Raw genomic sequence first — 24,414 nt, forward strand, 5'->3', positions numbered from 1 at the left:
CCATTAGACCCGTTTGAGCAAACACGACGAAAAGGTATCAAAGGTTGCGCGAATGAAAGTGATCGGGAATCTCGACTGGCGACACCCCTTGGTGCGGTTGCGGATCTGGGTTGCAACGCCCATCCAAAAACTTTTTGCCGCCATTGGCCTTTGGAAACCTGCGCGAAAAGACGAACTCGAATGCGAACAAAAAGATGCGGTCGAAGCCGTCGGTGATCGCGGTTCGCAATTGCGGCTAGCCTATAAAACCCCGCGCGATGAATTTACGGGCGCGACCGCAATTGATTACACGCCCACGGGGCTTGCCATAAAGAACGGCGTTTGCTTTGCGCGCTATTCCATTCGCCCGCCATCGACAGCAGAAATTCTGAAATCACGCAAAATTCAGCCTGCGCGGACTATTCCGGCCGGCACGATCATCGAAGCGGAAACTCCGTACACCTATGGTGATTGGGTTGGTGATTTTGTGCTGGCGCTGATCACGGCCGAAAATATTGTCGAGCCGCTTGTGCTACCGAAGGTGCTTGCGGACAAACCTTATGTCTTGCGTGACATAAATGCCTTGGGGATTTCCTATGTGATAGCCGAGAAAACACTGCGCATCGAAAATGCGCGTATTCTGCAAAAGCGTATTCCCAGCTATTATTGGGGCAAGCCGGAAGTCGCAGCCTTCCGCAACAAATTCAATATTACGCCGCCCAGCCCTAAACCCGGATCAATGATCTATCTCGGTCGTTTTGATACGAAAAGTGAAGCGGCGCAGCGGGTTTATCCGTCGGAAACGGTCGCGCGGATCGTCGAGAATCTCGGCGGGAAGGTTTTCGATACCCGCGAAGCCTCACCAGAAAAATTCGATGCGTTAGCGCCGGAGATGGAAACCGTTATCGCCGATCAGGGGTCTGCGCTTTTTGGGGTGATGCATGCGCAAACCAAAAACGTGATTGAGCTGACCCAGGATGATTGGTGGCACAGCGCCAATCTTTTTATCGCGAATGGCGCGGGCGTTGAGAATTACGCCGTAATCCATCTGTACGAAAAATCTGATGATGATTTACGCAATCGGATTGAAGGTCATCTGCGCGACTTTGGCGTTATCAACTGATTTTAAAGATCAAGCGCGCTCGGTTTAGGCGCAACCAGGCCCAAATGGGTCCAAGCGCCTGCGGAGAGAATCCGGCCGCGCGGCGTGCGCTGAATAAGCCCTTGTTGCAATAGGAACGGTTCGATCACGTCTTCAACGGCGTCGCGCGCTTCGGCAAGGGCCGCGGCGAGTGTTTCAACACCAACCGGCCCACCGCCAAAATGTTCGGCAATCAAGCGAAGGTAACGACGGTCAAGCGGATCGAGACCGAGCGTATCAATCTCCAGCCGTTCCAGTGCGCGATCTGCGACGCCAGCATCAATAATTGCGGCCCCTTCAACGGTCGCGACATCCCGCACCCGCCGCATCAGCCGTCCGGCCACACGCGGCGTCCCGCGGGCGCGGCGGGCAATTTCATTTGCACCGTCCACGGACATTTCTGCGCCAAGGAGCGAAGCTCCGCGCGCGACAATCGACGCGAGATCTTTTTGCGTATAAAATTCGAGCCGAACCGGAATACCAAACCGGTCAAGAAGGGGTTTCGCGAGAAGTCCGGATCGGGTCGTCGCGCCGATCAAGGTGAAGCGCGGCAGATCAATCCGTACAGATCGCGCTGACGGCCCTTCGCCGATAATCAAATCCAGCGCGAAATCCTCCATCGCGGGATAAAGCACCTCTTCGACTGCGGGGGAGAGCCGGTGAATTTCATCGATAAAAAGAACGTCCCCGGCCTCTAGATTGGTAAGGAGCGCCGCCAGATCACCGGCCTTGGTAATGGCCGGGCCAGAGGTCGCCCGAAAACCAACACCGAGTTCATTGGCCACAATCTGCGCCAGCGTCGTCTTGCCGAGGCCCGGCGGGCCATGAAACAGAACATGGTCGAGCGCTTCGGACCGCGCCTTGGCCGCACCAACGAAAATCCGCAGATTGTCTTTCGCGCTCGCCTGACCAACGAAATCATCAAGCATCTTGGGCCGCAAAGCAGCATCAAGATCATCGGGCTTTGTATCGCCGTCGATCAGTCGGTCTTCGTTATATGCGGGCTCAGCCATTCAATTATCCGTCTACACCATGTTACGCATGACTACCTTAGGCAGCCAACTCTTTCAGCGCCGCCTTGATCAACACTTCGACACCGGGGCTATCCAGCCCTTCGGCGGCGCGGGCCACCGCCCGGCGAGCATCGACACCGTCATAGCCAAGATGCGATAGCGCCGATACCGCATCAGCGCGCACACCCACCGCTTGATCCGCAGGCGCATCATCCACCGCCCGCCGCGCCACAAGTGTCGGCCCATCGCCAGTCGTCGCCGCCAGCGCACCAACTTTTGACTGCAACTCGGTGACGATCCGCTGCGCAAGTTTCTTACCGACCCCGTGGGCCCGGCACACCGCCGTCAGATCTTCAGCGGCGATGGCGTCATATAGCTCAGCCGGGGTAAGCACCTGAAGAATGCCCAGCGCGTGTTTCGCGCCGACCCCCTGAACCGTTTGTAAAATGCGAAAGGCCGCGCGTTCGCTTTCGGACGGAAAGCCAAAAAGCCGGATCAGATCTTCGCGCACCAAGGTTTCGATCGACAGGACAACATCTTCGCCGATCTGGAATCCCTGCAGAACGCGGGAAGCCGCATAAATTTCATAACCAACACCGCCCACATCAATAATGGCCGTGTCCTCGCTGACAGAAATGACATTGCCTTTTAGTCTGCCGATCATGATGCTTTTTGCCTTTTGATCATTGAATTATGCCCCGCATGATGCGCATGGCAGATCGCGACCGCCAGCGCATCGGCCTCGTCGCTTTTGAGGTCACCGCATTTCGGCAGCAGGATTTTGACCATCGATTGAACCTGCTGCTTGTCTGCGTGACCGCGACCGACCACCGATTTCTTGACCGAATTCGCCGCATATTCCGCGACCGTCAGCCCCCTACTGGCCGGCGCTAACAACGCAACGCCCCTTGCCTGCCCCAGAACGAGCGCATCGCGCGGATTGGCATTGACGAAAGTTTCTTCAACGGCTGCCTGATCTGGCGAATGGGTATCGAGCAATTCCGTAAGGCCGCTATAAATCTGCGCGAGCTTTTCGGCCGGGGCGGCACCGCGCTTGGTGCGGATCGTACCTGAGGCGATATAGGATAATCGCGTGCCGGCACATTCGATCACGCCCCATCCGGTTACGATGGAACCGGGATCAATCCCCAAAATACGAATCACTGCGCTCATGGGGCGACCATAGAGCAATTTGGAACAAAAGGGGAATGCCCGCGCAGTCAGTTTCTATTTGTTGCCTGACGGTTTCGCGGCAAATCTTTCAACAGGGTCTTTCGCAATGATGACACCTGCCGGCGGAATTCGGGATCAAGCAATGTTTTATCTGCAAGGATCAAATCCAATTGCCCGATCGCACCGGCGATGTCCTGGGGGCGGCCATCACCCTCGGCCAATGCCACCGCATAGAGAAAACGCCCTTGCGGATCACCCTGGGCCGCTGCCAGTTCAAACCAATCGACCGGTAACTCATCGGCACCGCCGGTTTCATGCAGCAACAAACCAAGCCCGACCATGGCAGGGGGAAACCCGGCTTCCGCACCGGCACGCATTTTTTCCGCCGAAGCCGTCAGGTCCGGCGGGCCGATCCGACCTGATTGATATAAAAGACCGAGATTATAATTCGCGACCGCATCCCCTTTTGCCGCGGCCAGTTCAAACCACTCCGCCGCTTTGCCAAGATTTTGCGCCACGCCATCGCCGGAAAGATAGGCAATCGCCAAATTGCGTTGGGCAATGGGTTCACCGGCAATCGCCGCATCTTCGAAATAGCTGAGCGCTTTTTGTCGGTCGCGCTTCACGCCATTGCCCTCGGCATACAAAACCCCAAGGCGTAACTTCGCTAAGGCGTGGTCTTGTTTCGCGGCGAGAAGATACCAACCGGCTGCGGTCTTCGCATTTTGCTCGATGCCTTCGCCTTCATAAGCGAGTTCTCCCAATGCGAATTGCGCCTCCGCATTACCGCCGCGCGCTGCTCGAAGGTATAAATTAACCGCATGCTGAAGATCGCGGGTTACGCCAAATCCGTTTTCATAGAGATATCCGAGGAGATGCTGGGCGTCGGCGTCACCCGCCTGATCGAGTGGCTCAAGTGCCGCACGCGCCTCGCCATAGTCGCCAGCGCGGATCGCCGATTTTGCTGCCAACAAGTCTTCGCTGTCCGCCGCGATTGACGTCAGCGGCAGAAAACCAGTCACGACAGAAATTAGTAAATAGCGCACCCTCATGCGCAGAAGTGTAGTCCGGTTCGTCCGCGCCGCCTAGCGGTTGATTGCGACCTCAGTGCCACTTGCAGGCGCAGACATATTCATGCCCTCAGCAAATGAAAACGCAAAGCACATCGCCACGATGGCAACACCACAAAGCATTGAAATCCATTCCGGTTTAATCATAACGCACACCTCTTTTGCGCTATGAGTAGCAAGGATCATGCCTCAGAGATGGATTTCTCAAATGCCTTGATAGCTGCGGCTGGCCCCTCTGGATGGTCCCAGACCGCAGACGAAACTGCGAGAAAATCAGCCCCCGCCCGCACGATCGGCCGGCAATTTTCTGGCGTAATGCCGCCAATTGCCACCGATGGCAGGGTCGTCGCATAGCTCCACCATTCAAGTAGGCCGGTTTCGGCTTTGAATTTGGTTTCCTTGGTCTTGGTCGGAAAAAACGCACCGAAGGCCACATAGTCGGCCCCCTCTTCACCGGCGACAAGCGCAAGGTGTTTCGAATCGTGACAGGTCACGCCCACAGTTGCGTCATCGCCCAAAATCGCACGGGCCTTTTTGCACGACGCATCGGACTGCCCGACATGGACCCCATCTGCGCCGGTTTTCAGCACCAGATCCGGGCGATCATTAATGATAAATGCCACTTCATTTTTCTGGGCAATCGGCATTAACGCCTCAGCCGCATAGAGCACATCATCATCAGGCACCGCTGAACCATCGGCGGATTTCAGTCGGAGTTGAAGGCTCGCAACATCACCGGCACCAAGCGCCGCCTTAAACGCTTCGGCAAACGCGGCAAGGTCAGGGACTTGTGGCGGCGAAATCAGATATAATCGACTGTCTAAATGCATAAGAGATTATATAGGGCGCGCGCAAAGAAACTGCGATAGGCGACGACCGCAATTTTTTTGATATTACGCCGGCGATTGTGCGGCCCGACCGCGTTCGCGTTCGGTCTGCGTTTGCGTCACTTTGGGCTTTAAGAGATTACGCTTAATCTCATCGGGGATCGCGTTATAGATTTTTGGCTCGCCAATGCCGAGTTTCGCACGCGCTTCCGCAAGCGGGAGCGGCAATAATGCCTCGACATCATAGCCAAGAACCCATTCCGACTTGCGGGCATTGCGTTTGGCTTCTGCGAGCGCTTTTTGAATTGGCTGCAAAGGTTCTTCGAGCTTTTGTGCGAGGAAACCGATCATCACGATCAATTTAAAACCCGGATTATTCGTTTGCTGGCGCGTATACACCAGATTGCAAAGCTCGCCTAAGGAATCGCGACCATAACCGGTCAGGACATGCCATAAATCATGACTAACATCGAGATGAAGAAACAGGCGGCGATATTCCGGGAACTGAGTTTCGCCCTTAAAATCGATGCCCGCTTCTTCGGCGGCGTCCAACAAACCTTCTGGCGTGAGATCTTCCCCTTCCATAAAGGCGAGATAGGTGCGCCCCAAACTTCCTTCGGGATATCGACGAAGCCGTTCGCGGTCACCGAGCAGCTTTTCCAGCTTTACCGGCTCGGTCACAACCCGGCGGCCATATTCGGTATTGGTGAAGCGCTCGAATAATTCGTGCCCGAACCGCCCCGACAAAGCCTGCATGACTTCAAACACCTGGCGCGTGTCCTCTTTGTTCCGGACTAACCGCAACACAGAAATAAACGCATGCCAGGGCCGAATTGGCGATTGCGGCGGCAGCGGAAAACCATTCTTCCAGACAATTTCTTCAGGCGGGACTTCAACAGCTGCCTTTTCTTGCTGTGTTTGTTCTTGCGGCTCTAGGACTTGGGTCATTTCATGGCCTGCCTGTGATGAGATATTATTACACTAACCAGTTTACCTAACTGATTTTGCCCTCAACGGATAATATTTCAAGGGCGCGACAATAAAAAAGCCCGGCAAAACTTACCGGGCTCTTAATTTGCTTAAAATTGGTCGGATTAGGACGCGTTTTCGAGGCCATCCGACCATTCGCCCAATTGCGCGAGGCCGTTCATTTTTGCGCGGTGGTTGAAGGCTGCTTGCGCTGCAGGAACATTTTCGGCCTTTCCGCCCCACGCTTTCAGCGGTGCCGCCTGAAGTGCGCGCCCATAAGAGAATGAAAGCGCCCAAGGCATTTGATCGGCAAACTGCTCATTCATCGCATTAAGGTGCGCGGTCGCTTCAACATCTGACTGGCCACCAGACAGGAAGACAATACCCGGCAAAGCCGCGGGCACAGCCTGACGGAAACAACGCACCGTCATTTCCGCAACTTCCGCAACGCTTGCTTGCTCAGGGCATTTCTTGCCAGAGATCACCATATTCGGCTTGAGGATAGTTCCTTCTAGCGCGACGTCTTGGGCATATAACTCATCAAAAAGAGTTTTGAGCGTGAACTCAGTAACCTCGTAACACCGATCAATATCGTGATCGCCATCCATCAAGACTTCCGGCTCAACGATCGGAACAATATTCGCTTCCTGACAAAGCGCAGCATAACGCGCAAGCGCATGGGCGTTTGTCGAAATGCAGTAGCCTGATGGAATTTCATTGCCCGCGATATCTATCACGGCGCGCCATTTCGCAAAGCGCGCACCAAGCTCGTAATATTCATTGAGCCGCGCCCGAAGTCCGTCGAGCCCTTCGGTGATTTTTTCACCCGGCGCACCTGCGAGATCTTGCGCGCCTTTGTCGACTTTGATGCCCGGGATCGCGCCAGCGTCTTGAATCAATTTAACAAGCGGCGTTCCGTCTTCCGCCTTTTGACGAATGGTCTCGTCAAAAAGGATCACACCAGAGATGTGATTTTCCATGGCTTCGGTGGTGCGGAACAACATCTCGCGGTAATCGCGGCGTGCGTCTTCGGTTGATTCAACATTGATTGAATCGAAGCGCTTTTTAATTGTTCCCGATGACTCGTCGGCGGCCAAGATGCCCTTGCCCGGCGCAACCATCGCATTGGCAATTTTGTTCAGTTCCACAAGGTTCATAACCACTTCCCTAATTTAACCTATTCAGCTTCAAGTGCGGCAACGCCCGGCAATGTCTTGCCTTCGAGCCATTCAAGAAAGGCACCCCCGGCAGTCGAGACATAGGTGAAATCGTCTTCAACACCAGCATGCACCAAAGCGGCAACCGTATCGCCGCCCCCGGCGACCGCTACCAATTCATCTGACTTCACCCGCTTTGCCGCATATCGCGCGGCTTCGACGGTCGCCGTATCAAACGGCCTGATTTCAAACGCACCCAGCGGGCCATTCCACACGACCGTTTTGGCAGTGTCGATTTTATCCGCAATCAGATTAACGGTCTCAGGCCCAAGATCGAGTATCATCTCGTCCGCAGGGACTGCATTTGCCGCAACGACCTCGCGGTCCGCGCCCTCTTTGAATTCTTTTGCGACAACCACATCAAGAGGCAGGACAATCTCACAACCGGATTTCTCCGCCTGCGTCATGATTTCCCGTGCTGTATCCGCAAGGTCAGGCTCACAAAGTGATTTTCCGACGCTGATGCCTTTTGCAAACATAAAGGTGTTCGCCATGCCGCCGCCGACAACGAGAATATCTGCCTTGCCGACAAGGTTCAGCAATAGCTCGATCTTTGTTGAGACCTTTGCGCCGCCGACAACCGCCATCATTGGGCGAACCGGTTCGGCCAAAGCCGCTTTCAGATAGTCAAGCTCGCGCTCCATTGCCCGGCCAGCCGCCGCAGGCAAGAGACGCGCAACCCCTTCGGTCGAGGCATGCGCGCGATGCGCCGCAGAAAATGCGTCATTGACATAAATGTCGCCATTCTCCGCTAACGCTTTTGCAAATTCCGGATCATTGCTTTCTTCACCGGCATGAAACCGGGTGTTCTCAAGAACCGCCACATCGCCATCAAGCATGGCCTTCACGGTTTTTTTCGCTGCATCACCCACACAGTCTTCAGCGAAATCGACAGGACCGCCCAACATATCGCCCAGTGCTTTCGCCACCGGTTTGAGCGACATTTCCTCGTTCGGGCTGCCTTTGGGACGGCCAAAGTGAGAAAGCAAAATCACTTTGGCACCCTTTTTTGACAGTTCCTGTATGGTTGGCATTGCCCGCTCGATGCGCGTGGCATCGCCGATAACGCCATCCTTCATTGGCACGTTAAAGTCGACCCGGACAAGAACCCGCTTGCCAGCGACATCCATATCATCAAGTGAACGATAACGTGCCATGATCTATCCCCTTAAAGGTAACGTGCCATTTCGAGGGCCGTGTCGGTCATCCGCGTAGAGAAGCCCCACTCATTGTCGTACCAAGTCAGAATACGAACCAACTTACCATCGATGATCTGCGTTTGTGGCAAAGCAAAGGTCGATGAATGCGGATCATGATTGAAGTCTGATGAGACAAGCGGCTTATCGGTGTATCCAAGAACGCCTTTCAGCTTGCCGTCCGCCGCTTCGACGATGGCATTGTTAATTTCTTCGACCGTCGTGTCGCGCGATGGCGTGAATACAAGGTCAACAACTGAAACATTAGCCGTCGGCACGCGAACAGACGATCCGTCGAGCTTGCCAGCAAGCTCAGGCAACACCAATCCGAGAGCCTTTGCTGCACCGGTTGAGGTCGGGATCATGTTCATCGCAGCGGCGCGCGCGCGATAGAGATCCTTGTGCATCGTGTCGAGCGTAGGCTGGTCACCCGTATAGGAGTGAATTGTGGTCATGTAACCACGCTCGATACCGACTGTGTCGTTCAATACTTTAGCAACAGGACCAAGGCAGTTTGTTGTGCAAGACGCGTTTGAAACAACGAGGTCTTCTGCCGTCAAGTTGCCGTGATTAACACCGAAAACAATGGTTTTCAGATCGCCTGATGCTGGCGCAGAAACAAGAACGCGCTTCGCACCAGCTTTAAGGTGCATCTCAGCTTTTTCTTTCGCCGTGAAAAGCCCGGTGCATTCATAAACAATGTCAACACCTAGTTCGCCCCAAGGCAAGTTTGCTGGATCGCGTTCTGCGAATACTTTAATCGGGCCAAGACCGACATCAATCGTGTCGTTGCGCACTTTGACTTCGTTCGGGAAACGACCGTGCACGGAGTCATACTGAACTAGATGTGCATTCGTTTCGACCGGGCCGAGATCGTTGATCGCAACAACGTCAACGCCTTTGCGACCATTCTCAACAATAGACCGAAGCGCGAGACGCCCAATCCGTCCAAAGCCATTAATTGCAATTTTAAGCGCCATTGTTTTCTCCTAACCAATCAACCGTTTTGCCTCAGTGACGACTGCCGACACTGTAATTCCGAAATGCTCAAATAGCTCATTCGCCGGGGCCGACGCGCCGAAGCTCGACATGCCGATAAAGCTGTCATTCGGTCCCAAGAAGATGTCCCATCCCTGACGGATCGCCGCTTCAATGCCGATCCGCGGTTTATCGCCCAGAATTTCAGCGCGATAGCTCTCAGGTTGGTTTGCAAACAATTCAAAACATGGCGCAGAAACGACACGCGCTTTGACGCCGTCTTTTGCAAGGGTTTCGCGCGCTTCGATCGCCAATGAAACTTCAGACCCTGACGCAACGAGCGTCACATCATAATCGTCGTCACCCGCAATAACATAGGCACCACGTGCAGACAGATTTTCGTCTGTGTGCTCAAGCCGCGCTTGCGCAAGCCCCTGACGGGTCAACGTAATGATTGACGGCGTTGCAATTGTCTTGAGCGACAATTCCCAGCACTCAGCGGTTTCAACGCCATCGCATGGGCGATAAACATTGAGATTAGGGATCGCCCGAATCGCGGCCAGATGTTCAACCGGCTGGTGCGTTGGACCATCTTCACCAAGGCCAATTGAATCGTGGGTCATGACATAGACCACCCGAATGCCCATTAACGCCGACAGGCGAATCGACGGGCGGCAATAATCCGTGAACACCATAAATGTGCCGGCATAAGGCACGACGCCACCATGAAGCGCCAGACCATTCATCGCCGCGGCCATACCGTGTTCGCGAATGCCATAATTGACATAACGCCCGGCATAATTATCCGCCGATAACACTTCGAGATTTTTTGTCTTGGTGTTGTTCGATCCGGTCAGGTCGGCAGACCCGCCAATCGTCTCGCCCACAACATCATTAACGACATTCAGCGCCAATTCAGATGCTTTCCGGGTCGCAAGTTTTTGCGGCTCAGCAGCGAGGCCTTTCTTGTATTCGTTGATCGCTGGTGTCAAAACACCCGCATAATCGCCTGCCATCGCGGTTTTGAAAGCTTCGCAATTCGGACTTTTCGCGATCCGCTCTTCCCACGCCTGACGCGTTTCTGCGCCGCGCGTACCGGCGGCACGCCATTGCGAAAGAATATCCTCAGGAATTTCAAATGGCGCATGCGGCCAATTCAGTGCCTCGCGGGTCGCCGCGATCTCATCGCCACCAAGTGGCGCACCATGGGTTGCAGATGTCCCGCCTTTATTTGGCGAGCCATAACCGATGACCGTACGGCAGGCGATCAAGGTTGGCCGGTCAGAATTTTTCGCCTTCTCGATGGCCTCGGCGATCGCTTCAGGGTCATGCCCGTCTACGCGCAAAGTCGCCCAGCCGCTTGCCTGAAAACGCGCCAATTGATCGGTTGAATCGGAAATTGAGATTGGACCATCAATCGAGATGTTATTGTCGTCCCAAAGAACGATCAGCTTACGGAGTTTTAAATGTCCGGCCAGTGAGATTGCTTCCTGGCTGATACCTTCCATAAGGCAGCCATCGCCAGCAATCACATAAGTATGGTGATCGACCACATCATCGCCAAAACGCGCGGCGAGATGCGCTTCGCCCAGCGCCATGCCGACAGCATTCGCAAGCCCTTGGCCGAGTGGTCCGGTCGTCGTCTCAACGGCGGGGGCGTGCCCGTATTCCGGGTGGCCTGCGGTTTTCGCACCCAGCTGGCGGAAATTCTTGATTTCCTCGATGGTCATGCCGTCATAACCGAGCAGATAGCCCAGCGAATAAACCAGCATGGAGCCATGGCCAGCGGACAGCACAAAACGGTCCCGGTCGGGCCAATTCGGCGCGCTGGCGTCAAATTTCATAAATCGCGTAAATAATACGGTCGCGACATCCGCCATGCCCATTGGCATGCCCGGATGGCCGGATTTTGCCTTTTCGACAGCGTCCATCGAAAGCGCGCGGATCGCGTTGGCCATTTGAGGGGCCATGGTTTTGGCCTCCTGGGTTGGTACTGACGGCGAAGTGCCGGCATCTGTCATGCGGGAAACCCTCAATAAATATTCAAATAAAACACGGAGTAATCGCGGGCTTCATGCATCGCCGCACGGAAAGGGTCAAGACTAGGCCGGTCATGGGTGGACAGAATCAGCGCTGAGGGCCAAATTGACGCGATATGCAACGGGATAGCTTTTAGGGTTCCTAATGACAGTTCTAGAAAAAGCCGTGCGAAATCTTGCTGATGCGCTCGAAGCGCTCGAATCGAAGCTGGACGGTCGCCTTGACGATCTGGCCGCCAATGACGAAACGATCAGCGCCGCCAAGCGACAGGCCAGCGCCGCGCGAGAGCAGACAGAGAATGCCAGCCGCGAAATTGGCGCGGCGATTAGCGACCTCAAAGCCATCTTAGAGGCCGATGAAGCCAAAAAAGGCGGTACTTCATGAGTCAGGTGGAAATTAACGTCAACGGACGCGATTACCGCGTCACATGCGAAGAAGGTCAGGAAGAACGCCTGACCAAGCTTGCGAGCTATCTTGATAGCCGGGTTTCTTCGATGTCAGCGGATTTGGGCCAGATTGGCGATGCGCGGCTGATGCTGCTTGCGGCGCTTACAATCTGCGACGAGCTATTTGAAGCGCGCGAACGCGCCGACGACCTCGAAGGCGCGTCCGAAGCGCTGGACGATGATACAATCGGCGGGGCCAGCCGCGCTATTGAGGCCGCGGCCAACCGGGTCAAGGAAATCGCCGACCGCCTTGAAGATGCTTAACGCTATTTAATCGGCGGTAAGGCGGTTGCCCGCGCTTCGTCGAGATAGCGTGCGGAAACCGGGCTCAGAGATTTTTCAGCGGTTTCAATCAATAGCGGATTGCCGGTCGGGATTTCCACATTGACGATTTCATCGTCAGAAACATCAAACAGGATTTTGACCAAGGCCCGCAAAGAATTCCCGTGCGCCGCGATCACGAGCGATTCGTCGTTTTTGATGCGCGGGGCGATTTCTTTTTCGAAATAAGGCTGTACGCGCTCTAGCGTGAGTTTGAGCGATTCTGATTGCGGCACATCTACGCCGTAATGTTTGTATCTCAGGTCATTCGACAGATCGAATTCGCTTCCCGCCTCAAGTGGTGGTGGCGGGGTGTCGTAAGAACGGCGCCAGATCTTCACCTGATCTTCACCATGCTTTTCGGCTGTTTCCGCTTTGTTGAGCCCCGTGAGCCCGCCATAATGGCGCTCATTGAGCTGCCATGCCCGCGTCACGGGCAGCCACATCCGGTCCATCTCATCAAGCGCAATCCACAAAGTCCGGATGGCGCGCTTTTGCACCGAGGTGTAACAGGCCGAAAATTCGATCCCGGTTTCCCGTAGCAAAATCCCGGCCTTATGCGCCTCTGCCGTACCTTTTTCCGTCAGATCAACATCCACCCAACCGGTGAAGCGGTTTTCAAGGTTCCACTGACTTTGTCCATGTCGAATAAGGGCGAGGCGGGCCATCACAATCTCCTGAGAATTAATTCTTGCGCCCTCATAAAAGCTCGCTTGCCCGTTGGCTAGACATGACATCGGTCGTAGAAGAGCGGCGAAATGGATTTCAAGGTGCAAAAATGACCAAACAGCCAAAAGTCGCTCTCGCTCTTCATGGTGGCGCAGGCGCGCGCGCCGGGCGGGATTATTCCAAAGCCGAGGCCCATCTGCTTGAACTGACCAAAAAAGGCGAAGCACTATTGACCAAAGGCACGCCGGCCATCGACGTCGTCGAGGCGCTGGTCACGGATATGGAAGCCTCGGGCTATTACATTGCCGGGCGCGGTGCCGCCCCGAACAAGGCTGGATATGCCGAGCTTGATGCGTCGATCATGGCCTGCGAGTCGGGCACGTTTTCGCGCAAAGCCGGTTCGGTCGCTGCAGTCAAACATTTGAAAAACCCAATCGCCGCTGCTCGCGCGGTCATGGATAAAACACCCCATGTGATGCTGGCCGGGCGCGGCGCGGAAAATTTCTGTCATGCGCATGATTTTGAATTTATCAATGATCCGGATGCGTATTATGTGGTGCCGATCGGGATCGACCCGAACGAAATGACCAGCGCAGAGCTTGGCCACGGCACCGTTGGCGCTGTCGCCCTTGATGCGGATGGACGGATCGCGGCGGGCACGTCAACCGGCGGTGTCTTTGGAAAACTTGAAGGCCGGGTTGGCGACACGCCGCTTGTTGGTTCTGGCACATGGGCGGATGAATTTGTCGGCGCGTCCTGCACTGGGCTTGGCGAATATTTTATCCTCGCTGGCGGGGCGCAAGATGTGGCCAGCCGCGTGCGCTATCAGGGGGCGGATCTTAATCAGGCAACAGCGGGTCTTATCAAAGACGTTGCGCGGCTTGGCGGCGATGGCGGTGTGATTGCCGTATCTCGAGACGGTAATGTCGCATTTGCGTGGAATTCTGACGGCATGAAACGCGCCGGCTTTGGCCCAAATCAGGAAATATTCTCCGCGACGTTTTAATCCTCGCGTGAACGGGTTCATACATGAAATCACCATTTAGCGATGCGGAATTTGAAAAGCTAAAAAAGGCGGCTGCAATTTTGCAAGAAGCGGAATCGCGCCTGCCGGTGTTGCGCACGCTGAGCTGGGACCGTTCGCTTGCGGATCAGTTTTTCAAAAGCGGAGAGAAAGAACCGCCAAAACCCGTTTATAATAAAGTCGATCCCGATCCGTCATTGGCGCTTGTCTTTCAGGCGCGGGCGTTAATCAATGGCGACAGTGAAGTTCATCATTGGCTGCATCGCTTTGCAGATATCACCGAAGAAACAGCACTATTGTTGAGTGTTGTTGGCACGCCCTTATTTCACGGCCATTCCCGCGCGCTTTATGGCGGCCCCACATCGCCAGTTGCGGACGGCAAGTCTACGGCCCTTGAATTTGCGCGTCGGCTCGACAATTTGCTTTCGGAATTTGATGCGTCCTCCCAGAATCTGCAGCCGCCGGAAAAGCTGACGCCGCAGGAATTAAAAGCACATCTCGATAAGGCCCTGCCGGAGCATTTCGGGGACGCCGCCCCGCGCGTCGAGATCACCCGGAATGTTTCTGCGAAAGCGGCTGCTGGGCGTGATTACATCAAGCTGCGCGCAGACGCGCATTTTTCCGATCTCGATGAGTCGCAGCTTCTGCAGCACGAAGCATTAGTGCATATCGCAACGGGATTTAATGGCGCGGCGCAACCGCATTTTCCGATATTAGGTGAATCCTATCCCGGCAATGCGCGCACCCAAGAAGGTTTGGCGGTCTTTGCGGAGTTTATTTCTGGCTCGCTCGATCCGCGTCGGTTCAAGCGGCTTGCCGACCGGGTAATCGCCATCAATATGTCGGCAGAGGGCGCGGATTTCCTTGATCTATACACCTATTTCCGCGAGCAAGGCGACAAGGATGCGCCATTCGAAGCGTTTGAAAGTGCGCGCCGTGTCGTTCGTGGTGGGCTTGTGAATGGGGGTGGTCCCTTCACCAAGGATTCGATTTACCTTCAGGGCCTATTGGAAGTACATAATTATCTGCGTACGGCGGTTCGCGCGGGCGATCCCGCCTTTATACGGCTTTTATTTGCAGGAAAGATTGACCTTGAGGATCTCGGCGCAATGAAGTTCCTGCGCGATGCAGGCCTATTGGCGGAGCCGAAATATTTGCCGCCATGGGCAACGGACCTCAGATATTTATTGTCCTATCTCGCCTATTCGACGTTCCTGAACGAGATCGATCTGAAAAGCGTCGCAGAACGCTATGAAACGCTTTTCAGATCATAGTCCGTTATCAAACGAGATAGCCAACAATCTCTTTGACTTCTTTCAGGATGGGTTCGGTGACCTCACTCGCCCGCTCGGCCCCTTTGCGCAAGATGCCTTGCAGATAAGCCGGGTCATTTTCCAACCGGCGCATCTCTTCGCTGATCGGCGATATTTTTTCGACCACAAGGTCCGCAAGCGCCGGCTTGAAAACGCCAAAACCCTGCCCGCCAAATTCGGCCAGGACGTCGGCTTCGGACTTGCCGGAAAGCGTCGCAAAAATACCCACAAGGTTTTTCGCCTCCGGACGCCCTTCAAGGCCATCAGGCTCAGTCGGCAAGGGTTCCGGATCGGATTTCGCCTTCTTGATTTTCTTCGCGATCAGTTCGGCTTCATCGGTCAGGTAAATGCAGGAATTTTCCGACGGATTTGATTTTGACATCTTCATGGTGCCGTCGCGCAAGGACATGATCCGTGCACCGGTTTCACCGAACTGCCCCTTGATCAAGGGTTCAGGCTGCGGGAAGAAATCCGGCTTTTCGTAATCATGATTGAACTTGGCCGCGATGTCGCGCGCGAGTTCAAGATGTTGCTTTTGATCTTCGCCCACCGGCACATGCGTCGCCTTATAGGCCAAAATATCAGCCGCCATCAAAACCGGATAGGTATAAAGTCCGACCGATGCACGCTCTGCGTCCTTGCCGGCCTTGTCCTTGAACTGGGTCATACGGTTCACCCAGCCAACACGCGCGACACAATTCAAAATCCACGCTAGCTCAGCATGGGCCCGAACGCCCGACTGGTGGAAGACAACCGCTTTTTCTGGATCGACGCCCGCGGCCAGATAGGCCGCAGCGATATGCATGGTTTGCTCAAGCAATTTCTGAGGGTCTTGCCAGACGGTGATCGCGTGCATGTTCACAACGCAGAAATGGCAATCATATTCATGCTGCAAATCTACGAATTTACGAATTGCGCCGAGATAATTTCCGAGATGCATTCCGCCTGATGGCTGAATACCGGAAAATACACGCGTTGGACCTTGATAACCGCTCATGTGACTACTCTTTTGGGATGATTTGATTGCGGCAGTGATACCGCAGGTTACTTAGCGACTGTCTTGTAGTCGGATAGCCGCGCGGCGCCAAGTATGAGGGCGAGCACGCCATATACCGCCAACCCGGCCCCAGCGATCAGGAGAACCGCAACCCATTCGCGGTTCCAGACATAAGCGCCGAGCGTGGGCAACTGCGCAAGCGCCCACCAAAGGAATGCCGCCATCCCCGCCGATGCCGCGATCACGCGCGCCAGGCGGCTAAAGAGGCGAAGCCCTGGTTTGAAAAGCCCCAAGCGGTAAAGACGTTGCACCAACAAACCCACCTGAATCCAGGCTGCAAGCACGGTCGCGACCGCAACGGCGAGAAAACCAAAAATCGGGAATAGCGCCAATGCCAGTCCGGTATTCACCCCGATAGAGATCAGCGCGTAATTCATCGGTGTTTTTGTGTCCTCTCGCGCAAAGAACGCGGGCGAGAAGATTTTGTGCCAGACAAATGCCGGAAGTCCCGCACCAAAAATCGCGAGCGCCGCACCGGTCATCGCAACATCATGGGGCGTAAAGGCCGAGCGCTTGACGCCAAAAATAGAAAGCGCATCAGCGGCAATCCCGCGAAACAATGCATCACAAATAGGTTCGCTCATGACGAGAAACGCCGCCGCCGCCGGGATCACTAGGAGTGCAGACAATTCGAGCGACCGATTAAGCGCGCGGGCCGCGCCTTTTTCGTCACCGGCTTTGACCCGTTCAGAAAGCATTGGAAGCAAAACGATCCCAAGCGCGATTCCAATGACCGCCAACGGCAATTGATAAAGCTGATCTGCATTCATTAGCCAAGAGACCGCGCCCGGCTCCTGACTGGCGATATTGGTACCAATGATGAGATTGATTTGTACTGCGCCCGCACTGATGAAGCCCGGCGCGCCGAGTGCGAATAAGCGCTTTAGTGACGGGGTTAATCGCGGCATGCGGAGCCTGAGTAAAAATCCCTGACGCGATGCGCCGAATAACAAAATCGCCAGTTGGACAAGACCGCCAGCGAATACGCCCCATGACGCAGCCATGCCCGAGACTTCGACATCGGCATTTGCATATAAAAGGATCGCGGTGATCAGGCAGACATTAAGCGCAAGTGGCGCACCAGCAGAGGCCGCGAACCGGCCCAGTGAATTCAGGATACCGCTATAAAGCCCAACAAGCGACATCATCATGAGATAAGGGAACATGATCCGAGTATAGAGCGTCGTGAGGGCAAATTTTTCCGGATCATCTTCGAATCCGGAGGCAATCATAAACACGAAAACAGGTGCCGCAATTTGGACAAGCGCGGTTAAGAGCGTCAGTATAAAGATTAGCCCCGCCAAGACCTCTTCGGCAAATTGCTTTGCCTCTTCCTGGCCGCCATCGACCTTTCGGCCCTGAAACATCGGAATGAAGGCGGCGTGAAAAGCACCTTCCGCAAAGAGGCGGCGGAACATATTGGGCAGACGAAACGCCGCCCAAAACGCATCGGCGACCGGGTTACCGCCGGCACCAATGATCCCCGCCATCAAAATCTGGCGGACAAAACCCAGCACCCGGCTGAGCATGGTCATGCCGCTCACAGTCGCCAGTGATTTGAATATTTTGCTGCTCATCGATTCTCTTTTGGGGTTCTTCTTTGGCGAAGCCCGATCTTGACGCTTAATGGGGTTTACGCCTCTGAGCTAGCCGTAAGCACCTCGAATAGAGTCTTTTCGATATGCGCAAGGGTTTCAGGATCGGTTAATTTCTTGCCGCTGCGATCCTGAAGGTAAAATGCGTCCACCGCGCGTTCGCCATATGTCGAAATATGGGAAGAGATGATAATCGCGCCGGCATCGGCCAGGGCACCGGTCAATTCATACAAAAGCCCCGGCCGGTCGAGCCCTTCGGCTTCGATCACGGTTGCTTCTTCCGAAGCATCTGGCTCGATCCGCACACCGGGCTCGACGGTGAAAATCTGCCGCCGGTCGCCCATACGGCGGCGTAATTTTGGCGGCTGTTCCGGATGCGTCGAAGCGGCTTTTAATAACGCACCATGAAGACGCCGTGTCTGTTCGATATCTTCGACCGGCACGCCATCGGGCGATTGAATGATAAAAATATCGATCGCTTTCCCGTCCGCGGTCGTCAACGCCTGCACCGTTCTGACGCTCATACCGGTAGAGGCGACCGCGCCCGCGAGATCCGCCAATAGGCCCGGTCTGTCATCGGTATAGACAATCGCCTCAAGGTCACCATCGCGGGGCGTCGCGACAACAGCGCTATTGGCCGCATCCCGTTCGGCGGCACGGGCAAGCATTGCAAATCGAACAATGATTTCCGGATCGAGCATGCGCATCATGGAATCGTCCAAGCGCTCCAGAAATGCTTTCTTGTCACGCTCAGGCCAGCCAACCAGACGCGCGTCTGCTTCACGACGTACAAGGACAGATCGATCATCGAGCTTTTGCTCGAGCGCCTTTTCGCCATGCTCAAACCATAATGCCGCGCCGTCATAAAGTTCTGACAGACGGCGTTTGGTCATCTCGTCCCAAGATTGGACGCCGACCACGCGCAAATGGCACACTGAGATCACCAGCATCATATCCAGACGTTCACGCGTACCGACCGATTGTGCGAAGGCGGATATAGCGTGGCTCTCAGTCAGGTTTCGCCGCTCAGCTGTTCGAACCAACATCAAATGGCGCGCCGCCGCCCATCCGATCAATGATGCTTCATCGTCACTCATGCCAAGGCGCTTAGAGACCCGCGTGACCAGCTTTTCACACGCCGTTACGGACTTCTCTTTGAGTGACCATCGCGCTTCATGCAATAATACGCCGATGAAAAAGACCATCGGATTTTCGGCGTTGCGAACGATTTGCGTCGCGATGGGGTGATCGATATCCAGTTTGTTTCGGTAAATATCGGAGATCAGACCAACGCATCGCAAAACATGTTCGTCAAGCGTAAACCGCCGATATAACCCATAATCAATGCGCCCAACGATTAATCCGAAAGTCGGTATGTATTTTCCCAACAAGCCGGTCTCTGTCATAATTCGCAGTACACGGACGGGATCGACGGAATCAGTCAATATACCCGAGAACAGTTTTGCGATGATCGGATCTCGGCGCACCGCAAGCGTAACACTCGAAAGTTGCTCCGTGACAATTGCAAGCGCATCGGGGTGAAAGTCAATTTTCGGCTGTTTGCCATAAGCGCGAAACAACCGGAACATATCGCGCGGCGCGCTTCGGGCGCGCGAGGGGTTTTCGAAATCTAACCGGCCATTACGAATACGAAGATTAGGGCGACCCGGCGCTTCATCCTGTTGCAGCGCGCGCGGCAACATTTTCGGCAAACGCGGCAGACGCTTTGTTCGCTCCTCTTCGAGCCGCGCACATAAAACACGCGTCAACCGGCCCACTTCAACCGCGTTGACGAAATAGTGTTTCATCAACCGCTCCGCCGCGGTCATATTTTTCCGGTCTGCATAATTCAGACGCGCGGCGATTTCGGGCTGCACATCGAATGACAATTTCTCATCCGCACGGCCCCGCATATCATGCAGATGCGCCCGCACTGACCACAAAAAGCGTTCCGCTTTGACAATCGCCTGACGTTCGGCCGCGCCCATGACCTTATCCATCGCGGCATTGGTCTGGACAGCATCCCCATAGGCATATTTATAAATCCAGCGGATTGTCTGAAGGTCGCGCAAGCCGCCCTTGCCTTCCTTCAGATCAGGCTCGACCAAATAGCGAGTCTCGAATTGTTTGGCTTGGCGCTCGTTCTGTTCTTCGAGTTTTGCCGTGACGAATTCCGGGATCGTTCGCTTGCGCAGCTTGTCGTAACCGACATGAAATTCGTCATAAATTTCGCGCGCTCCACAAAGGAACCGCGCGTCCAGAAATGCCGTTCGAGCGACAATATCTTCTTTACAGAAATCAACTGCACTTTTCGGTGTATGGGCGGCATAACCCAACTTCACGCCGGAGTCCCACAACGGATAAAGAAGCTGGTTCAGCGTATCACGCAATTGGGTTTCGACCTGCGGCCGGTGCAGGAACAATAAATCGATATCGGAATAGGGTGCGAGTTCCGAGCGCCCGTAACCGCCGACAGCACAGACCGCAATATCATTGCTGATCGTGTCATCACCACTATGAACGAGGGCCCGCACAATCGCATCGACCCCGCGCGATAATTTGCGCGCGATACGGTCGCCGCGCACCGCATTGCGCATCGTTTTTGTTCGCAGGTCGGTGATTGCGTTTTTTAAAACCTTGCCCGTTGCGCCATGCGCCTGTCCTGCGCGATCCGCAAGCATTGCCGCAGTAATCGCCTCTTCAAGCGTTTCGCTTGTGAGGGTGGATGGGTCAGCCGACGGTTTAATTGTCACAAATAAATCGATACGGGGTGGCGCGCTGAAGATTCACTCTATTGTCGCGCGACGACACGACAATTTCAACCGCGCAATGTGAAATCCCTGATAGGAACTACAGAGACGCCAAGCGGCGCAAAACAATCGCGGCACCGGCATGTCCGTTCTCAGCCGCTTTTGCACACCATGCCCGAGCCCGTTTCGGGTCGTGCTGCTCGGCATTTAACGCGAATGTTTCACACAGGCGAAACGCCGCTTCGCCGGCCTTTGGGAAGCGTGTCGTCTCAGCCATTGCTGAAACTTCCAACCAGCGCACAGTCAATTCAGCGGAGGGCATCACCCCTTCGCCGTTTTCATAGCGGCCAGCCAGACGCCATGCCGCAACGGGATCGCCATTCTCAGCGCGGGCCGTTTCAATTTCGACCATATCGTCCATTGTCGGACTATGCGCCAAACCTTTGCGGCGTAGATCTTCGAGCCGGATGAGCGATGCATAATCACCCGCAATCGCGGCATTCTTAAGCAGCTCTACCCCGGAGCGCAGCTTGCCGGGTGTCGCTTGCGGCCCTTCAAGGAGCACATAACCAAGGTAACGCTGCGCTTTGACTTCGCCCGCAATTGCCGCTTTTTCGAGATAGTTCGTCGCCGTTTCGAAATCGCCTGCCCGATAGGCCCGAACACCGAGGCGGATTTCTTCATCGACAGAGAGTGATTCGAGTTTGGTAACCGAAGCATAGCGCGGAGCCATGCTTCCCGATTCCGGAGACGCTGCGTTACTCGACGTAGCCGATACTGCGATGACCGCCAATGCAGTCGTCATCCAGTTTTTCATCTCGGTGTCCCACTGACACGCGGGCATACGCACCCGCAGCAATGGCCGCCCTATACCTCATCAAGGATAGATTTCAACCTATAAAGCGCGTCGAGTGCATCCTTAGGTGACATATTATCTGGGTTGAGCGCATCTAGTGCGTCTGTTAACGGATCATTTCCGGATATTTCGGTTTCGGCTGGCTCTGCGGCCGCAGCAAAAAGTGGTAAATCGGAAACCGAGCCGCCCTCCTGACGCCTGTCTTCCAGCATTTTTAGAATCACCTCGGCGCGCTTGACGGCACTTGGTGGCAAGCCAGCAAGCCGCGCAACAGCCACCCCATAAGACCGATCAGCGGGGCCTGTTCCGACCTCATGCAAAAAGACCACATCCCCTTTCCACTCCCGGACCTTCATCGATACGTTATCCAACCGATGCAGTTTTTCCGATAACGCGGTCAGCTCATGATAATGCGTCGCGAACAACCCGCGACAACGATTCGTATCGTGAAGATGTTCAACCGCAGCCCACGCAATCGACATACCGTCAAAGGTCGAAGTGCCGCGACCGATCTCGTCAAGCACGACCAAGGAATGTGACGTAGCCTGATTAAGGATCGCGGCGGTTTCAACCATTTCAACCATGAAGGTCGAACGGCCACCGGCCAAATCGTCTGACGCCCCGACACGCGAGAACACGCGATCCACAACACCGATATGGGCGCGGGCCGCGGGCACATAAAGCCCCGCCTGCGCGAGGATGGCAATAAGCGCGTTCTGGCGCAGGAAGGTAGATTTACCAGCCATATTCGGCCCGGTAACAAGCCACAAGCGCGCATCACCGCCATTCCCGAGCACGCAATCATTCGCGATAAAGCCTTCATCAATGGATCGCTCGACCACCGGATGCCTGCCGCCCTTGATCTCAAAAGCGAGACTGTCATCGATTACCGGACGCGTATAATCAAATTCGACGGCTAAAGTCGCGCCGGAAACAGCAACATCGATTTCAGCTAATGCCGCCGCAACAGCCGAGATCTCGCCGCGCCGTGCGAGCACGGCCTCGCATAAGCTATCGAACAGCTCCAATTCGCGCGCTTGCGCCTCATCCCGGGCCCGTGTGATTTTCGCGTCAAGTTCAGCCAGCTCGTTCGTACTAAAGCGGACAGCGCTGACCAATGTCTGACGATGGATGAATGTCTCATTGAGCGGCGCAGACATGAGTTTGTCACCCTGCGTCGGCGGCGTTTCAACAAAATATCCAAGGACGTTATTATGCCGGACCTTGAGCGCCTTGACGCCAGCAAGCTCACGATAGTTAGCTTCCAGCCCGGCAATCACGCGCCGCGATTCATCGCGCAGCATACGAACTGAATCAAGACCGGGGTCAAACCCCTTCGCAATAAACCCGCCATCCCGCGCGAGCATCGGTAATTCATTGCTCAATGCTTCACGTAACGTCGTGATCAATTGAGAAAACCCGCTACCCCGCGCATCCTCAAGCGCAATTACACCGTTTTGCAACTCTTGCGGCAATGTATTCCCATTGGCACCAGATGAAATAACTTTCGCAATCTCGCGGGCTTTCAATAACGCATCGCGAATAGCAGCGAGATCACGTGGACCGCCCCGCAAAGCTCCAAGGCGTGAGAGGGCACGCGCTGCGTCCGGCGTTTCTTTCAGCAGTCCACGGACTTTATCGCCTAAATCTCGTGCACTTTCGAAAAAACTAACTGCGTCATGGCGCGCGGAAATCTCATCAAGATTTGTCAGCGGTGCCGATAAACGCGCCGCCAATAGGCGCGCACCAGCGCCGGTAATCGTCCGGTCAACCGCCCATAACAATGAGCCTTTTCGCACTCCCGATTGGGTTTGCAATAACTCTAGCGAGACACGCGTTGCCGCATCGATAATCATCGCTTCATTCGATGCAGCGCGGCGCGGCGGATTGAGTGCGGGGATGCGCCCTGCCTGTGTCAGGGCCACATAACCCAACAGCGCCCCTAACGCACCGCATTCCGGCCGCGTGAATTCACCAAACCCATCAAGCGACGCCACCTCATAGGTCTCCAGGATGCGCCGCTGCCCGGCCGCCGAGTCGAAATAATGTGGCGCTTGAGGGCTGAGCGTCACATCGCGGCCCATTATCAATTCACGCCACGGATTATCGTCTTCTAGGTCTGGAAGAACCAATTCTTTCGGTGCGATCGCTGCAAGGTCAGCAGCAATGCGATCTATATTTGTTTCCCGCACGGAGATTTCGCCGGTCGAAACATCAACCCAAGCCATTGCCGCCTCTGCGCCATCGCGAAAAATCGCAAGGGCCGCCAGAAAATTATTGGAACGCGAATCGAGAAGGGAGTCTTCAACAATTGTGCCCGGCGTAACCGTGCGTACGATTTCCCGTTTTACAACAGATTTTGATCCGCGTTTTTTTGCCTCTTCCGGGCTTTCCATTTGTTCGCATATGGCAACCTTGTGGCCCGCGCGGATAAGTTTGGCCAAATAGTTTTCGTAGGCGTGGAACGGTACACCGCACATGGGAATGGCTTCGCCGGCATGTTGACCACGCTTGGTCAGCGCAATATCAAGCGCCCCCGCGGCGATAACGGCATCGTCGAAAAACAATTCATAAAAATCGCCCATGCGATAAAATAATAATGCATCCGGTGCCGTTTCCTTGATGGCAAGGTATTGTGCCATCATCGGTGTTGGTTCATTCGCAGACTTTGATTTTACTTTTGTCATCGGCAGATCAATATCGGTGACGTTGAAAAAGACATTTTGAAAAGACCCTTATAAACGTCAGATGAAAGCTGGTTTTCTCGGATGATGCTGAAA

At 54.9% G+C, this 24,414-nt stretch carries 22 protein-coding genes; 5 read left to right on the forward strand and 17 right to left on the reverse strand.

What is annotated here, in order from left to right; all coding sequences use genetic code 11:
• The first annotated feature begins 52 nt into the window (after positions 1 to 52).
• Positions 53 to 1,102: a hypothetical protein gene (locus ABFZ83_RS10375; RefSeq protein ID WP_411816479.1), complete on the forward strand. Its 1,050-nt coding sequence runs from the start codon at positions 53 to 55 to the stop codon at positions 1,100 to 1,102.
• A gap of 2 nt (positions 1,103 to 1,104) precedes the next feature.
• On the opposite strand, the gene ruvB is transcribed toward ABFZ83_RS10375, so the two are convergent.
• The 11 genes from ruvB to tkt all read right to left on the reverse strand — a co-directional run bounded on the left by ruvB (position 1,105) and on the right by tkt (position 11,584).
• Positions 1,105 to 2,133, reverse strand: a complete 1,029-nt coding sequence (gene ruvB, locus ABFZ83_RS10380) for a Holliday junction branch migration DNA helicase RuvB (protein ID WP_411816480.1) — start codon at positions 2,131 to 2,133, stop codon at positions 1,105 to 1,107.
• A gap of 37 nt (positions 2,134 to 2,170) precedes the next feature.
• Complete coding sequence (gene ruvA / locus ABFZ83_RS10385; protein ID WP_411816481.1) at positions 2,171 to 2,797, reverse strand: Holliday junction branch migration protein RuvA; 627 nt, start codon at positions 2,795 to 2,797, stop codon at positions 2,171 to 2,173.
• Positions 2,794 to 3,306 (reverse strand): crossover junction endodeoxyribonuclease RuvC, encoded by a 513-nt coding sequence (gene ruvC, locus ABFZ83_RS10390; protein ID WP_411816482.1) that lies wholly within the window; start codon positions 3,304 to 3,306, stop codon positions 2,794 to 2,796. The genes ruvA and ruvC overlap by 4 nt, the downstream gene beginning before the upstream one ends.
• A gap of 47 nt (positions 3,307 to 3,353) precedes the next feature.
• Positions 3,354 to 4,352 carry a tetratricopeptide repeat protein gene (locus ABFZ83_RS10395; protein WP_411816483.1) on the reverse strand — a complete coding sequence of 333 codons (999 nt, stop codon included), beginning with the start codon at positions 4,350 to 4,352 and terminating at the stop codon, positions 3,354 to 3,356.
• A 39-nt stretch (positions 4,353 to 4,391) separates the two neighbouring features.
• Positions 4,392 to 4,523, reverse strand: coding sequence for a hypothetical protein (locus ABFZ83_RS10400; protein ID WP_411816484.1), 132 nt, complete (start codon positions 4,521 to 4,523; stop codon positions 4,392 to 4,394).
• 35 nt (positions 4,524 to 4,558) lie between these two features.
• Positions 4,559 to 5,206 (reverse strand): thiamine phosphate synthase, encoded by a 648-nt coding sequence (gene thiE, locus ABFZ83_RS10405; RefSeq protein ID WP_411816485.1) that lies wholly within the window; start codon positions 5,204 to 5,206, stop codon positions 4,559 to 4,561.
• Between the two features lie 63 nt (positions 5,207 to 5,269).
• On the reverse strand, positions 5,270 to 6,151 hold the full coding sequence (locus ABFZ83_RS10410; RefSeq protein ID WP_411816486.1) for a Coq4 family protein: 882 nt from the start codon (positions 6,149 to 6,151) through the stop codon (positions 5,270 to 5,272).
• Positions 6,152 to 6,297: 146 nt separating this feature from the next.
• Positions 6,298 to 7,329 (reverse strand): class I fructose-bisphosphate aldolase, encoded by a 1,032-nt coding sequence (locus ABFZ83_RS10415; RefSeq protein ID WP_411816487.1) that lies wholly within the window; start codon positions 7,327 to 7,329, stop codon positions 6,298 to 6,300.
• 20 nt (positions 7,330 to 7,349) lie between these two features.
• Positions 7,350 to 8,546: a phosphoglycerate kinase gene (locus ABFZ83_RS10420; protein ID WP_411816488.1), complete on the reverse strand. Its 1,197-nt coding sequence runs from the start codon at positions 8,544 to 8,546 to the stop codon at positions 7,350 to 7,352.
• Between the two features lie 11 nt (positions 8,547 to 8,557).
• Positions 8,558 to 9,565 (reverse strand): type I glyceraldehyde-3-phosphate dehydrogenase, encoded by a 1,008-nt coding sequence (gene gap / locus ABFZ83_RS10425; RefSeq protein WP_411816489.1) that lies wholly within the window; start codon positions 9,563 to 9,565, stop codon positions 8,558 to 8,560.
• Positions 9,566 to 9,574: 9 nt separating this feature from the next.
• A complete protein-coding gene (gene tkt / locus ABFZ83_RS10430; protein ID WP_411816490.1) occupies positions 9,575 to 11,584 on the reverse strand; it encodes a transketolase in 2,010 nt (669 codons plus the stop codon).
• A 163-nt stretch (positions 11,585 to 11,747) separates the two neighbouring features.
• Between tkt and ABFZ83_RS10435 the strand changes: the two genes are divergently transcribed.
• Together ABFZ83_RS10435 and ABFZ83_RS10440 are read left to right on the forward strand one after the other, a co-directional pair.
• The gene (locus ABFZ83_RS10435) at positions 11,748 to 11,987 is read left to right on the forward strand and encodes a hypothetical protein (RefSeq protein ID WP_411816491.1); all 240 of its coding nucleotides are present in this window, start codon (positions 11,748 to 11,750) and stop codon (positions 11,985 to 11,987) included.
• Positions 11,984 to 12,313 (forward strand): cell division protein ZapA, encoded by a 330-nt coding sequence (locus ABFZ83_RS10440; protein ID WP_411816492.1) that lies wholly within the window; start codon positions 11,984 to 11,986, stop codon positions 12,311 to 12,313. The genes ABFZ83_RS10435 and ABFZ83_RS10440 overlap by 4 nt, the downstream gene beginning before the upstream one ends.
• 2 nt (positions 12,314 to 12,315) lie before the next feature.
• Here ABFZ83_RS10440 and gpmA read toward each other — a convergent pair whose 3' ends face one another.
• Positions 12,316 to 13,038, reverse strand: coding sequence for a 2,3-diphosphoglycerate-dependent phosphoglycerate mutase (gene gpmA, locus ABFZ83_RS10445; protein WP_411816493.1), 723 nt, complete (start codon positions 13,036 to 13,038; stop codon positions 12,316 to 12,318).
• A gap of 110 nt (positions 13,039 to 13,148) precedes the next feature.
• Between gpmA and ABFZ83_RS10450 the strand changes: the two genes are divergently transcribed.
• The gene (locus ABFZ83_RS10450) at positions 13,149 to 14,045 is read left to right on the forward strand and encodes an isoaspartyl peptidase/L-asparaginase family protein (protein ID WP_411816494.1); all 897 of its coding nucleotides are present in this window, start codon (positions 13,149 to 13,151) and stop codon (positions 14,043 to 14,045) included.
• 23 nt (positions 14,046 to 14,068) lie between these two features.
• Positions 14,069 to 15,337, forward strand: coding sequence for a flavohemoglobin expression-modulating QEGLA motif protein (locus tag ABFZ83_RS10455; protein ID WP_411816495.1), 1,269 nt, complete (start codon positions 14,069 to 14,071; stop codon positions 15,335 to 15,337).
• A gap of 7 nt (positions 15,338 to 15,344) precedes the next feature.
• On the opposite strand, the gene trpS is transcribed toward ABFZ83_RS10455, so the two are convergent.
• The 5 genes from trpS to mutS form a co-directional block, all read right to left on the reverse strand.
• Positions 15,345 to 16,373: a tryptophan--tRNA ligase gene (gene trpS / locus ABFZ83_RS10460; RefSeq protein WP_411816496.1), complete on the reverse strand. Its 1,029-nt coding sequence runs from the start codon at positions 16,371 to 16,373 to the stop codon at positions 15,345 to 15,347.
• 47 nt (positions 16,374 to 16,420) lie between these two features.
• Positions 16,421 to 18,010 carry a murein biosynthesis integral membrane protein MurJ gene (gene murJ / locus ABFZ83_RS10465; RefSeq protein WP_411816497.1) on the reverse strand — a complete coding sequence of 530 codons (1,590 nt, stop codon included), beginning with the start codon at positions 18,008 to 18,010 and terminating at the stop codon, positions 16,421 to 16,423.
• Between the two features lie 56 nt (positions 18,011 to 18,066).
• Entirely contained in the window at positions 18,067 to 20,781 is a 2,715-nt protein-coding gene (gene glnD / locus ABFZ83_RS10470; RefSeq protein ID WP_411816498.1) for a [protein-PII] uridylyltransferase, read from the reverse strand.
• Positions 20,782 to 20,878: 97 nt separating this feature from the next.
• On the reverse strand, positions 20,879 to 21,622 hold the full coding sequence (locus ABFZ83_RS10475; protein WP_411816499.1) for a tetratricopeptide repeat protein: 744 nt from the start codon (positions 21,620 to 21,622) through the stop codon (positions 20,879 to 20,881).
• Positions 21,623 to 21,645: 23 nt separating this feature from the next.
• Positions 21,646 to 24,321, reverse strand: coding sequence for a DNA mismatch repair protein MutS (gene mutS, locus ABFZ83_RS10480; protein WP_411816500.1), 2,676 nt, complete (start codon positions 24,319 to 24,321; stop codon positions 21,646 to 21,648).
• Positions 24,322 to 24,414: the final 93 nt, after the last annotated feature.

This window comes from Hyphococcus formosus (assembly GCF_046736345.1).
Lineage (GTDB): Bacteria > Pseudomonadota > Alphaproteobacteria > Caulobacterales > Parvularculaceae > Hyphococcus > Hyphococcus formosus.